Source organism: Pseudidiomarina atlantica (assembly GCF_000753735.1).
Classification (GTDB): domain Bacteria; phylum Pseudomonadota; class Gammaproteobacteria; order Enterobacterales; family Alteromonadaceae; genus Pseudidiomarina; species Pseudidiomarina atlantica.
This window is the reverse complement of sequence record NZ_JPIN01000011.1, coordinates 1-13,598: the sequence shown is the minus strand read 5'-3', so window position 1 is coordinate 13,598 and position 13,598 is coordinate 1. Positions and strand designations below refer to the sequence as shown.

Sequence of the window (13,598 nt, the reverse complement as noted above, 5' to 3'; positions counted from 1 at the left end):
GGCTTGTTTGCAGCATTCGTCAACGCTATACTGCCGTTATAAAAAATTGATAAGTATCCACTATAAGTCTGTTACTAGGATGTAAAGACTCGTGAAAATAATTACCACTCTGTTGCAGTTGCCGCGCGCTGCAAAGCGGGCAGTGAGTGTTGTCGCCGATATTGGCGCTATCACCGTCGCTCTTGTACTTGCCATGGTCCTCAGCCGTGATGTTTTGGTGCCCGAGTACCTAGCTCGTTGGTTTGGCGTGCTAGTGTGGCTGGTGATTGTGTCGATCGCAGTTTTTGTGAAGTTGGGTTTGTATCGCGCGGTGGTGCGCTACGTCTCGGTGCGAGCCTTCGGCATGGTGCTCACGGGGGCATTGCTCTCTACTGGCTTTTTGTGGGCGCTCACTGAAGCTTTCAACGTCAACCTCCCGGCCACTGGCATCGTCAACTATGGCTTGACCGCGCTCCTCATCATTGGCGGCAGCCGTTTTGCCATGCGTGAGCTCTACCATCGTCTCGTAAGTCGCAAGAAAACGCCAGTAATGATCTATGGTGCGGGCTCTGCCGGTCGACAGTTGGCACAGGCACTGAACAACGGTGAAGAGTTCGCTCCAGTGGTTTTTGTTGATGACGATCATACCTTGCAAAAAGCAATGTTGCTCGGCATTCCTGTCATCAATCCGGAGCAGGTTGCACAGTCGGTCAAAGAGCATAATATTGAGCGGATCTTGCTGGCGCTACCAAGTGCACCCCGCTCAGTGCGTAAAAAGATTCTAGAGAGCCTAGAAGTTCTTAATGTCAAAGTTCTTACTGTGCCGGGCATGGCTGATATGGTCAATGGTGATATGGCCATCGATCAATTACAAGACGTCAAAATTGAAGATTTGCTTGGACGCGATCCTGTCGAGCCAGATCCGGCACTGATGCAGCAGCACATTCGCAATAAAGTGGTGCTGGTAACGGGGGCTGGCGGTTCTATTGGCTCTGAGCTTTGTCGACAAATTGTGCTGCAGAAACCTAAAGCATTGGTGCTTTACGAAATTTCTGAGTTTGGATTGTACAGTATCGAACGTGAGCTGCATGAAATCATGCAACGGCACGGCATTAAGAAAGTTGAAATTCATCCTATTATCGGTACCGTGCAGCGGCGCAATCGTATCGCCGCGGTGATGCAAGCGTTTAACGTGCAAACCGTCTACCACGCCGCAGCTTATAAACACGTACCATTAGTTGAATACAATATGGTCGAGGGTGTACGTAATAATGTGTTTGGCACTTGGCACACAGCAGAAGCTGCGATCGAAAACAACGTTGAGTTGTTTGTACTGATCTCGACCGATAAGGCGGTGCGACCGACCAATGTTATGGGCACCACCAAGCGGCTTGCAGAATTGACACTTCAAGGCCTCGCCAAGCGTAACAGCTCAAACACGCGGTTTTGTATGGTGCGCTTTGGTAACGTGCTCGGGTCGTCTGGTTCAGTAGTACCATTGTTTAAGCAGCAAATTGAGCAGGGTGGACCGGTGACGGTGACAGACCCCGAAATTACCCGCTATTTCATGACCATTCCCGAAGCTGCGCAGTTGGTGATTCAAGCCGGTACTATGGGTAATTCCGGCGCTGTATTTGTGTTGGATATGGGCGAGCCGGTCAAAATTGTCGATATGGCGCGCAAAATGATCCACCTCAGCGGATTGGAAGTGAAAAGCGATAAACATCCACAAGGCGATATTGAGATTGTTTATACTGGACTGCGCCCAGGTGAGAAATTGTATGAAGAGCTGCTGATTGGCGATAATGTTGTCGAGTGCACTCATCCGCGTATATGCCAAGCTCATGAACTGGCAATGGAGTGGCCAGAGGTAGAGCAGCTATTAAGTCAGCTTAATGATGCGTGTCAAAACTTTCGCATCGACGAGCTACAGCAGCTACTGCTCAATGCGCCGACCGGCTATCAGCCATCTGACAATCAAATCAACGACCTGATCTGGTCGCGCCTACAGTCCTGAAGTAGCTCTTGGACACACAAGCGACTTAGTCAATGTCGTTGTTTTGCTCGGCTTGAATCCGATAATAAACCTCTTCACGATGCACTGCGACGTCACGCGGTGCTTCTATTTGCAGACGAATTTGCGAACCACGGACATCAGCAATTGTCACCGTTACCTCGTCTCCAATCTTCAATGATTCTCCGATCTTTCGACTTAGAATCAACATCTCGGTCTCCTTAATTATTCTTATTATTCCATCATTTTTGAAACTTTTAGTTTTCAATTGCCGAGTATAGCTAAAATGAACGCTATGTCTGCACTTAATTTAAAAAAATTAAGCAAAAATTCATTGAGTTAGCACAATAACGAGAAGAGAAGCCGGTTTCGGAGTCCATGCGGTTTCGATCAAACGGTGACTGGTATTGTCACTTTTACGCTTGTATCTGTCATTCATCATATTTAGCTATACGCACTCGCATGATAAAACCTCCTACAAGCCTCGTAATAAAAAGACACAAACTTGTATAGTCTTTGCAACATTTACAATGTAAAATATATGTAACCTCAAGCAAAGGGAAGTGACACGGGTCATTATGACAACCAAAAAGAAAACCCGAAAGGTAGCGCTTTATCGTGGTGAAGAAGCCATCTCCAGCTACTCTCAACATGCCGCCGAAGCGCCTCTCGCTCTGTTGCGCGCTATCCGCCGTGAATTTTCGCGTAATCCGACACTTACGCATGCAGTGTTACGTGACACCTCGGGACGCTGTTGGGAGGTGAACCGTCACATGAGTCGTTTGCGCGTTCTTTGGCTCTCGCTCATCGTACGTTAAGTCACACAAAACCGCTATTCAAGGCGGTTTTTTTGTGTTTAGATGAGCAAAAATAAGACACTCAATAGCTAACTAAAAGCTGGCCGATGAAAATAATAAATACAGATATTCAGGCTAGAGCCGTACTGCAATTGGTAACAGCAACTGCGCTGTTTATTGCGGGACTATTTATTTTTGCCTACCGCTTATTAGAGCCAACCCAACAATTGCTCTATCACTCCATTAGTTCGTCGTTTCAAGTATTCATGTGGGCGCTAGGCGCTTCGGTTCTGTTGCGTAGTTACCGGCGTGAGCATGCTGCTTATCAAATACTGGCATCGGGGCTGGCGGGAGTGGCCGGCATCGCCCTTATCGACGGTATCTTGGGCAGTTACTTTGATACCTTTAGCGCACAGATTCCAGCTTGGATTTATCTCGCCTTTCTGCCGTTGGTCATCAGTCAAATGGTGATTTTTGCCGAAGCACCGAAACGTAAAGCTTGGCAGCAAGAGTTTGTCCGTTTATGTGGCAGTTATGCTTTGGGGCTCTCGGCTTTATCTTTAGTGATGCTGCTCACCCATCTGTTCTTGAAAGCACCGATTTTGGCGAAACACCCCACGGGTAGTTTGGTGGTGGCTGTGGTTGGTATGCTTGCTGGGGTTGCCGTTTATGCAGCAAATTACCGCGGCCGTCGTCCGTTACCGAAACTCTCACGCACCTCGACGAACTTCGCCACCGTAGCCATTTTGGGTGTCATTATTTTTGGTCTGGGTATGTTCCACACGCAAATGTCAGACTTAAAGAAAGAAGGACAACGCAGTGTTGAGTTGCTGCGCGAGGGGCGTATCGCCATTGGTGAAATCATGGTAGAAACCTTCACGCGGTTGGGGCAGCGTTGGGAGGCATATCCGTATGAGCACCACAACGAGCTAATGGAAGTCGATGTGAACGCGTATCTGCAACAAATCGATTACTTAGAAGCCTTATTGTTGGTTTCACCTTCGCGTGGGGTGATATTTGAACGGGTTAAACCGTCGCGACCTTCTTATTTTACCGACATTGTCGCCGATCCAGTGGTAAAAGAAGCCCTGCAAAGTAACCGCGAAAATTACGAAATATTGGTACCCCTATTCGGACTTGAGAGCCTGAGTGCCAAAGTGGTGATGCGGGTACCAGTAAACTTCCAACCTAGTGGGCAGTCGCCGACAGCATCGACAGAGCAATTTAGTATGTTAGCGGTACTCGATGTGCGGGTCTTATTGGGTAGCGCGTTGTTGAATCGTTCAGATTCCGACATCGAGACCTTCACTGAAGTAAAAACTGATGCCTGGATGGACCGTAGCGGCTTTTGGTTGACTGAGGAAACCGAAAGTTACATAGCCGATACCGCGATTCTGTTGTACGAGTCAACGATGGACCTGTATTACGCCGATGGGGTACCGACCCAAGCTTACCTATTCCGGTTGGAAAAACTTCAAGAGACATCGAATCTGCAAATGCTCATTGTGGTGGGTGGCATTGGCTTGGTTTTGCTTGTGGTATTGGCGGTCGAGCGCAACGTCTCACTGGAGGTGCAAGGTAAGCAATTATTTTATCAGGCCCATCACGATGCGCTCACCGGCTTGTGGAACCGCACCAGTATTGAGAACTATATCGGTCGCCACTTTACCGAGAGTCGTGATATTACGGTTATGTTTATCGATCTAGATGGCTTTACCATGATCAACGACAGCCTCGGCTTGCATGTCGGCGATGAAATTCTCAACCAATTGGCGGAGCGTCTGCAGGCCAAACAGCCACGGCGCAGCGAACTGGCGCGCTTTGCCAGTGACGAGTTTATTTTAGTGATGCACGGCGCCACCATCTTGCCTGATCGCATATTGGCATTGGCAAGCGACATCATGTCTACAGTTGCACAGCCGTACAATGTTGAGAGCCACAAAGTTTATTTAACCGCGAGTATTGGCGTGGCGCATCAAACCCGCGATGTACGCACGCCATTAGAACTGATTCAACGAGCTGACATGGCGATGCATTTAGCGAAAAAGCAAGGCTATAACCATGTGCTAGAGTACGACGAAGGTATGGCGCTAAAAACTTTAGCCAACACATCGATGCGAAGTCAGTTGCAAGAAGCCATCGAGCAAAACCAATTGCAACTCTATTTTCAGCCGATTGTGCGTAGTAATGACCAACAAACCGTGCAAGTTGAAGCGCTTCTGCGCTGGCCGCAAGCCGATGGCAGTTTTATTCCTCCAGACCAATTTATTCCGTTGGCAGAGAGCACAGGACAGATAGTGCCGCTCAGCGAGTGGGTCTTGCGCAAAGCATGTGAGGCGGCGGTCAAGTTACAGCGTCACAATCCAGCGTTACGGATGTCGATCAATGTCTCGGCGCTGCATTTTAATCGCGCGAATTTTGTCGACTTCGTCATCCACACGCTTGCCGAAACCGGTTGTCGCGGTGCGTGGATAGAACTGGAGCTGACCGAGTCGATCTTGCTTGAGGGCACGTCTTACGCGATCGAGCGTTTGCAAGCCCTGCGCAAGCATGGCATCTCAATTGCGTTAGATGATTTCGGTACCGGATTCTCGAGTCTGAGTCACCTCAAACGCTTGCCGATTGACGTGGTCAAAATTGATCGCACCTTTATTGCTGGCATTCAGCAGCACCGCAGTGATCGGGTGTTGGTCGAGAGCGTGATTAAGATTGCGCAGAGTCTAAATTTTGCGGTGTTGGCGGAAGGTGTCGAAACTGCTGAGCAAGCGCAATTTGTGACGGATTTGGGATGTAATTTTATGCAAGGTTACTTCTTCGGCCGCCCCGCCCCATTCGAAACCCTTTAAAAAATCGTTAGCCGTTACTCGTTACTCGTGAGGGTGAGCTATCAACTTACTCTCCCTAACGAGTAACGAATAACGAAATACGGGTGTTAGAAGCTGTACATGGCCATGAAGTGGAGCCGTGTCATATCACCTTGAACACCCGCTTCTGTTTCACGCGTCGCTTGCGACAGCTCAGCACCAAAAGTCAGATTCGCTGCCGGTGAATACATGTAATTCACGCCTAAGCGCTGGGTGTATTCCGTCACCGCATTGCCGAGCAAGTTCACATCGTTGTCGGCCCAGCCGCGGCTGTATACGAAGTTCGAGCGTGCCTTTTCGTTCCACACGTGACGATAAGCGAAAGTCACACCCGATGAATCGATGGTTTCTAAATCGCCGTTGGCATCGATGACCGCGCCGTTATGGGTATTCAAGCCTAAGTAGCGGCCCAAACCGGTGCCGGTTTGAAACGATGCGCGCAGGTCATTTTTGCCTAACTGCCACTTCGCACCCACTGAAATACCGTAGCCAGAGGCGGTCTCATCGCTGCCATCACCGTTGGTGTCATAGGCGAGCTGGCGGACAATACCGGCGATGCTATACGACACATTACCGGTTTTACCGACGTACTTGGCGGTCAAATCGGGCACTACGCCATCGCTAGAGGTGATACGTGCACCGCCACCGAACGGCGTTACCGTGGTTTCCGGAGTTTCCGCCGAAACACTGAAGCCGCCTTGGGTGTAGCGCACTTGTGGTTGCCGCGCGAAGATAATGCCATCGGTGGCACCGATAAAGTCGACCGATTCGGGCAGGATGCTCAAGTTCTGGAAGTTTGACCAGGCCTGACCGACCAACCAATTTTTATAGGTGAAATAGGCTTGGCGTAGGCGCGGGGCATAGGAGTTAGTGATGCGCTCATCGCCAACCGGGACGGTCAAAAAATCAAGTTCAATGCGCGCTTTAATGCTTTCGCCGTTGTCGAGCTCTTGGCTGACGTCGAAGAAGAAGCGCGACTGCCGTGCATGGAAGTCCGTCACGGCATCGTCGCCATTACCGCCGACGGGGGTGAGGCTTGGAATGTAGAACTGGCGCCCGAGGTTGCCACTGGCAGGGGCGTTGCCATCTTGATAGTCTGACATGAAGGCATCAAGTTTAATGTAGCCGCTAAAGTCCCATTCTGGGTCTGCGGCGTGGGCTGGCGCCATGGCGAAAACGCCCAGTACGGCACTGGCAATCAGCGATTTAGTTAATTGTTGTTGCAGCATTGCGGTGCTCCTTAGTGTAAGAGATAGCTGTTAGCTATTCGCTGTTGGCTGTTTGAAAAACCAGTTCGAACAGCAAATAGCAAATAGCGGATAGCTTAGTTGCACGAAAAAGCATCGAATGGATGGGGCAAATAATCAATCTAGACTATGGTCTAATGGTCGCCCGCGCCCGAATAACTGAAGGTATACCCATTACAAAAAGCGTTGTTCGTGATTCGTACGCTTCGCTGTTCGTTCGTGCTTCGCACTATTCGAAAAACGAACAGAGAGCGAAGCGAACGTACGAAAACCGAATAGCGAAGCGTACGGATTCAGGAGGTTTTATGCAGCAGAATATATATAAAGTACCGGCCGAGGCAAAAAGCCGCGCGCTCATCGACAACGACCGTTATCTGGCCATGTACGAGCAAAGCATCAAAGATCCCGAGGAGTTTTGGCGCGAGCAAGGCCAGCGCATCAGTTGGTTCAGCCCTTACAGCAAAGTCAAAAATACCAGCTTTGCACCGGGTAATGTGGCGATTAAATGGTTTGAGGATGGCACCTTGAATGCTTGCTACAACTGCGTCGATCGTCATTTGGCGGAGCGTGGTGATAAAACGGCGATCATTTGGGAAGGTGATGACCCGTCGGTGAGCGAAGAAATCAGTTACAAGCAGTTGCACGCGGAGGTTTCGCGTTTTGCGAATGGTTTGAAGAAGCTCGGCGTCGAGAAGGGCGATCGAGTGGCGATTTATATGCCGATGGTACCTGAGGCTGCCTATGCAATGCTCGCCTGCGCGCGCATTGGTGCGGTGCATACGGTTATTTTTGGTGGCTTCTCGCCAAATGCCATCGCCGACCGAGTGAATGACTGCGATGTAAAAGTGGTGATTACAGCCGATGAGGGCCGTCGCGGCGGTAAAACAACCGCATTGAAAGCCAACGTTGATGAAGCACTGAAAGACAATCGTTGCCCCACGGTTGAGCATGTGGTCGTTGCGAAAGTGACCCATGGTGAAGTGGCGTTCGATGAAGCGCGCGATGTGTGGTGGGATCAGTTAGTTAAAGACGTTGCCACCGAATGTCAGCCGGAAGTGATGAACGCTGAAGACCCACTGTTTATTCTCTATACCTCGGGTTCAACTGGTAAACCTAAAGGCGTACTGCATACGACTGGCGGCTACATGGTATGGGCGTCGATGACGCACGAGTATGTCTTTGATTATCATGAAGATGATGTGTATTGGTGTGCAGCCGATGTGGGCTGGATCACCGGTCACAGCTACATCGTTTATGGTCCGCTTGCAAACGGTGCGACGACTTTAGTATTCGAAGGTTTGCCGACGTATCCGTCAGTTGGCCGTATCGGTGAGGTGGTCGACAAACATGGTGTGAATATTCTTTATACCGCACCTACGGCGATTCGCGCGCTGATGGCGAAAGGAACGGCAGCAGCTGATTCGAGCACCCGCAAGTCACTGCGCACGCTTGGCTCAGTCGGCGAGCCGATCAACCCAGAGGCGTGGGAATGGTACCACAAGGTCATGGGCGATAGCCGTTGTCCGATTGTGGATACTTGGTGGCAAACCGAGACTGGTGGCATCATGATCACACCATTGCCGGGTGCAACCGACTTAAAGCCAGGCTCAGCGACGCGACCCTTCTTTGGGGTGCAGCCTGCGCTGGTAGATGCTGATGGTAATGAACTTGAAGGTGCGGTTGATGGCAACTTGGTGATCAAAGATTCTTGGCCCGGCCAAGCGCGCACCCTTTGGGGTGACCACGAACGCTTTGAGCAGACCTATTTTTCAGCCTATAAAAACTTGTACTTCTCAGGTGACGGCGCGCGCCGTGACCAAGACAACTATTTCTGGATCACGGGTCGCGTCGACGATGTACTAAACGTATCTGGGCACCGCCTTGGTACCGCGGAAATTGAGAGCGTGTTGGTTGAGCATCCGGCGATTTCTGAAGCGGCGGTGGTCGGTTATCCGCACGATTTGAAAGGTCAAGGTATTTACGTATATCTGATCGCAATGTCGGGCACTGAAGTGACCGATGAGCTGACCAAAGAGGTACGTGATTGGGTGCGTAAAGAACTCAGCCCGATTGCAACGCCAGACTTCATCCATTGGGCGCCGGACTTACCGAAGACGCGTTCAGGCAAAATCATGCGCCGCATTCTGCGTAAGATTGCCGCCAATGAGTTTGAAAACCTTGGTGATACCTCTACGCTTGCCGATCCAACTGTGGTAGATTCGCTTATCGACAATCGCTTGAATCGCGATTAACCAATAACGATAAACGACCAACGCATTTGGGTTTTAATGGCTAAATTTTTGATTGCTGATGATCACCCACTGTTTCGCGAGGCGCTGCAAGGCGCCCTCGCGAATCATTATGCCGATCTCGAATTACGCGAAGCCGGTGATCTTGATGCCACTTTAGCCGCTCTCAACGAAGACGACGACCTCGATCTATTGCTGCTTGACCTGCACATGCCAGGTAGCGGCGATTTTTATGGGCTTATTCGGATTCGTGAGGACTATCCTTTGCTACCCATCGCCGTTATCTCTGGATCTGAAGATGCTGCAGTGGTCGCCAAATGTATCGGTTTTGGCGCCTTAGGCTTTATTCCGAAATCCTTGCCCTCAGCGCAAATTGCCGAAGCCATCGATGTCATTTTACAGGGCGACACTTGGGTTCCTGAAGCGTTGCGTGACCGCCTCGATGAAGTCAGCGCCGAAGACCAAGAGCTCGCCCGCAAAATTGCGGATTTAACACCACAACAATACCGTGTGCTGTATTTGTTACATGAAGGTTTGCTCAACAAGCAAATTGCTTATCAACTCAATATTACAGAAGCCACTGTTAAAGCTCATATCACGGCTATTTTTCGCAAGTTAGGTGTTTACAGCCGCACTCAAGCTGTGTTGCTTGCTGAGCGTTTACAACTCGAAGCACCAGTCAGTTAAATTCCGCCTTTTCTAACTTGTAAATTTTTGTAACATTCTTTGCACTTCTTCTGTACCTGATCTTTTCATCCCGTGGTAGAGTTTCTATACGTATAAAAAGCGTGATTCGTTAATCGTTAATCGTTAGGGGTGCATGTCGCATCCTCGCTCTAACGAATAACGAATAACGAATAACGAATAACGATAAGTAACAGGAAGGTAGATGATGAAAGATGTAACCCGAGTGATGCGGCCGGCGGCCCTTGCACTTGCCGTTGCCTCATCGCTGACAGTGTCAGCGGTAGTCGCACAGCAAGTCCAGCGAATTCCGTTGCCGCAAATGGAGCAAGTCCCGACACCAGCGCAGGTTGAAAAACGTGCGAAGTCTGAGTTGCAAATGGTACGCAAATTCGATGTCACACGTTTTATCGTGGAACTCGATGAACCAGCTGCGGCCGTTTACAAAGGCGGTATTGCTGAATTCGCAGCAACTGCAACAGCCGGTAAAGGCGATAAAATTGATTTAAGCTCGAAAGCGGTGCAATCGTATCAGCAATTTTTGCTCGGCGAGCAGAATGAAGTGCTGCGCGGTTTGCAAGCTCGGGTCAGCAACCTTTCTGTGAAACACCATATGACGCTTACCTTCAACGGTATGGTGGTTGAAGTCCCAGGTGAAGTGGAAAATCAAGACGAGTTGTTGGCAGCACTGTCACAGGTCGAGGGCGTGAAGCGCGTCTACCCTGACGAGGTGTACTATGCCAGCACGCCAACCTCGATGGATTTGATTAATGCCCCTGCGGTGTGGTCGCAACTTGGCGGTCAGGCACAAGCTGGGCGTAACATTCGCGTGGCGATTATCGATGGTGGTATTGATTTCGATCACCCAGCGTTCGCCGACAATGGGCACCCAGCGGTCGCCCGTCCAGCCAAGCCAGATTACTGCGACACGGTGCAACCGAGCTTCTGTAACGACAAATTGATTGTCGCACGTTGGTACGAACCAGCATCTGGTTTCGAAGCGCATCCTGATGAAACCATGGACCCGCGCGACCATAACGGTCACGGTACGCACGTAGCGGGTACCGCCGCAGGTAACCCAGTTACGGGTAACCTTAACGGCGCCGCAGTCAACGTCGTAGGTGTTGCGCCAGGCGCGCATGTAATGGTGTACAAAGCGCTCTTCAGTCGCCCTGACGGCCAAGGCAGTGGTAGTTCATCGCAGCTTATTCCAGCTTTGGAAGATGCGGTTGCCGATGGTGCTGACGTGATCAACAACTCGTGGGGTGGTGGTCCAGGTGGCCTGCCAACTCAGAGTCCTTATGCGACAGCATTTGCCAATGCGCGGGCGGCAGGTGTACTAACGGTCACCGCCGCAGGTAACGATGGTCCGGGTGATCGTACAGTCGGTTGCCCAGGCTGTATTGAAGACGGTTTGACGGTAGCAAGTAGTCAACACGGTCGCACTTTTTCAGCGAGCGCACAAATTTCGGGTGTCGGCACGGTCAGTTACACGCCGGGCGCAGGCAATTTCGCGATTACCAGCCCCATTAGTGGCAATTTAGCACTCGCTAGTACTGCGGGCGATGTAGAGGCTTGCTCGGCAATTCCAGCAGGTACTTTCACCAATCGAATTGTGCTTGTGTCACGCGGTAACTGTACCTTTGAAGAAAAAGCTGCCAACGTGCAAGCCGCTGGTGCGCGTGCCATGATCGTGTACAACAACGAGAGCGGCACCATCACCATGAGTATGCCGTCGGCGACCTTACCATCGGTGATGATTACGCAAACGGCTGGTCAAGCTGCAACCAGCAACTGGACAGCAAGTTCTACCGCGACCATCAGCCCGACCCAAATTTCAGTCGATACAGACGCTGAAGATGCGATGTCTGGTTTTAGTTCACGTGGCCCGAACGGCGACTCCACCTTCTTAAAGCCTGACATTGTGGCGCCAGGTAGTGCGATTTTCGCCGCCTTCCCAGATAACGCCTTAGGTACTCTGTCGGGAACCTCAATGGCGTCGCCACATGTAGCCGGTGCTGCAGCATTGTTGCTCGATGGCCGTGGCAACCTCAATGCCGATCAATTGAAGTCGATTTTGATGACCTCAACTGACAGCGGTGTACGTGATACCGATCAAGTGACGCCTGCATCACCTTTTGATCGCGGTGCCGGTCGTTTAAACGTCGAAAAAGCCGCGGACACTTTTGTGGTGGTTGATAAACCTTCATTCGCCAGCAACGCCTGTGCTATCAATTGTAGCTTCAGCCGTATTGTGACCAATACCGGCAACAGCTCGGTCAGCTTCACTGTCGCCTATAACTTCGACGATCCCAACATGCGGGCAGAGGCAGACGTTACGACCTTCACCTTAGCACCAGGTGCGTCACGCTCGATTGATTTTGAGTTTGATACACGTTTCACCAGCACCGGTTGGAACTTCGGCGAAGTGTTGTTCAACACCAGTGCCAGCAGCCATCCAACCATGCGCATGCCGGTCGCGTTACTGGTCGAGAATTCCGACGATGATGCGATTCTCAGTGTGGTGCAAGTGGGGAACGAGCCGATTCAAGCAGGCGTGCCTTTCAACGTGCAAACCTTGGTGCGTTTAGGTACCAATTCGAATCCATTAGACGTGAAAGTGACGGTGCCAGAAGCGGCAACACTAAACCGCAGTGCGCTGAGCTTCAACGAATTGCGCTCAACGGCGACGTCACGTGGTGCGCGTAACAACGATAAAGAGATTTACTGGACCGGTACGCAAGCCGACGAACCAAACACCACGACGATGACGACAGCTGCGTTCTCGTTTGCTGGGCAACGTCTGAGCGACTTGCTGGCTGAAGCGCCGGCAAGTGCTTGTGCGGATGGCTGTGACGATGATGTCTTTAACCTCGACATCTCTGCTGTCGGTAGTGTCACGCTTGCGGGGCAAACCTATGATAGCTTGGCGATATCCGCCAACGGTATTATCGGCGCCGGTAGCAACACTGCTGCTTTAACTACCAGTGCAACGAACCTTGATATTCCTAACGAAGCCGGTTCGAACGCCTTCTGGGCACCGTTCTGGAGTGACTTAGAAATGGGGCCAAATGTTGGTGGTGGGCAAATCAATTACGCCGCGCTTACGGTTGGTAGTACTGACTACCTGGTGGTTGAATACGACGACGTGCGTCTCTACAACAATGCGACCGGACCGAGTTTCACCTTCTCGGTGTGGTTCAAAATTGGTACAGATGAGGTGTACTTCAACTACATCGATATTCCAACCACCGCGATTTCGGACTTAACCATTGGTGCCGAAGCGATTAACGATGGTCGTCAGGTCATTGGTATTGAACGTTTTTATGACGGTTCGGGCACCTATCCATCGGTTGGCCAGTTGTTGCGCCCAATCCTTGCCTATGGCGAGCAGGCGGTACTGACCATTGATGCAGAAATGGAAGTTGAATTTATCGCACAAGCACCGGATCGCGTGGTGCAAACCAGTGATGACCAAGCGGTAACTATTACCCTTGCGGACGAGTTAGTCGCGGCGAATCAAGATCTGCTAACCGTGGCGAATGTTGCTGTAGGTTCTGAAACCTATACCGCGTTCTTACCACGTGAGGTCGTGGTTAACGGTGCGATTACCGTGCAGGTGGTCGATCAGCCAAGCAACGGTAGCGTTGACGTACTCGAAAATAACAATCTGGTGTACACCCCGAATGCTGGTTTTGACGGCGTCGATACCTTCACTTACGAAGGTGTAGACGAGGGTGGTCAGAAGACCTCATTGGGTACTG

8 protein-coding genes are annotated in these 13,598 nt (G+C 50.8%); 6 read left to right on the top strand and 2 right to left on the bottom strand.

From position 1 onward, the window contains the following. Positions 1-91 precede the first annotated feature (91 nt). On the top strand, positions 92-1,996 hold the full coding sequence (locus IDAT_RS10020; protein ID WP_244441639.1) for a nucleoside-diphosphate sugar epimerase/dehydratase: 1,905 nt from the start codon (positions 92-94) through the stop codon (positions 1,994-1,996). A gap of 25 nt (positions 1,997-2,021) precedes the next feature. On the opposite strand, the gene csrA is transcribed toward IDAT_RS10020, so the two are convergent. Then, positions 2,022-2,204, bottom strand: a complete 183-nt coding sequence (csrA, locus tag IDAT_RS10015) for a carbon storage regulator CsrA (protein ID WP_034733326.1) — start codon at positions 2,202-2,204, stop codon at positions 2,022-2,024. Between the two features lie 367 nt (positions 2,205-2,571). Between csrA and IDAT_RS10010 the strand changes: the two genes are divergently transcribed. Together IDAT_RS10010 and IDAT_RS13020 are read left to right on the top strand one after the other, a co-directional pair. Beyond that, a complete protein-coding gene (locus IDAT_RS10010) occupies positions 2,572-2,811 on the top strand; it encodes a hypothetical protein (protein WP_034733325.1) in 240 nt (79 codons plus the stop codon). Positions 2,812-2,897: 86 nt separating this feature from the next. Further along, positions 2,898-5,636, top strand: a complete 2,739-nt coding sequence (locus IDAT_RS13020) for a putative bifunctional diguanylate cyclase/phosphodiesterase (RefSeq protein WP_051986701.1) — start codon at positions 2,898-2,900, stop codon at positions 5,634-5,636. An 86-nt stretch (positions 5,637-5,722) separates the two neighbouring features. Here the strand turns inward: IDAT_RS13020 and IDAT_RS10000 are convergent, their stop codons facing one another. Then, positions 5,723-6,880, bottom strand: coding sequence for a DcaP family trimeric outer membrane transporter (locus IDAT_RS10000; RefSeq protein ID WP_425277397.1), 1,158 nt, complete (start codon positions 6,878-6,880; stop codon positions 5,723-5,725). Positions 6,881-7,206: 326 nt separating this feature from the next. Here IDAT_RS10000 and acs point away from each other — a divergent pair, with 326 nt between their 5' ends. From acs to IDAT_RS09985, 3 genes are all read left to right on the top strand, one after another. Continuing rightward, positions 7,207-9,153, top strand: coding sequence for an acetate--CoA ligase (gene acs / locus IDAT_RS09995; protein ID WP_034733323.1), 1,947 nt, complete (start codon positions 7,207-7,209; stop codon positions 9,151-9,153). Positions 9,154-9,189: 36 nt separating this feature from the next. Beyond that, a complete protein-coding gene (locus tag IDAT_RS09990; protein WP_034733322.1) occupies positions 9,190-9,837 on the top strand; it encodes a LuxR C-terminal-related transcriptional regulator in 648 nt (215 codons plus the stop codon). 202 nt (positions 9,838-10,039) lie between these two features. After that, positions 10,040-13,598: S8 family serine peptidase (locus IDAT_RS09985; protein WP_034733321.1), on the top strand; the 3,559-nt coding region annotated here is incomplete at its 3' end.

Excerpts from the sequence above, each read along its gene's own strand:
- IDAT_RS10010 (WP_034733325.1), top strand. The coding sequence starts at position 2,572 with ATGACAACCAAAAAGAAAACCCGAAAGGTAGCGCTTTATCGTGGTGAA.
- IDAT_RS09990 (WP_034733322.1), top strand. The coding sequence starts at position 9,190 with ATGGCTAAATTTTTGATTGCTGATGATCACCCACTGTTTCGCGAGGCG.
- IDAT_RS13020 (WP_051986701.1), top strand. The coding sequence starts at position 2,898 with ATGAAAATAATAAATACAGATATTCAGGCTAGAGCCGTACTGCAATTG.
- acs (WP_034733323.1), top strand. The coding sequence starts at position 7,207 with ATGCAGCAGAATATATATAAAGTACCGGCCGAGGCAAAAAGCCGCGCG.
- csrA (WP_034733326.1), bottom strand. The coding sequence starts at position 2,204 with ATGTTGATTCTAAGTCGAAAGATCGGAGAATCATTGAAGATTGGAGAC.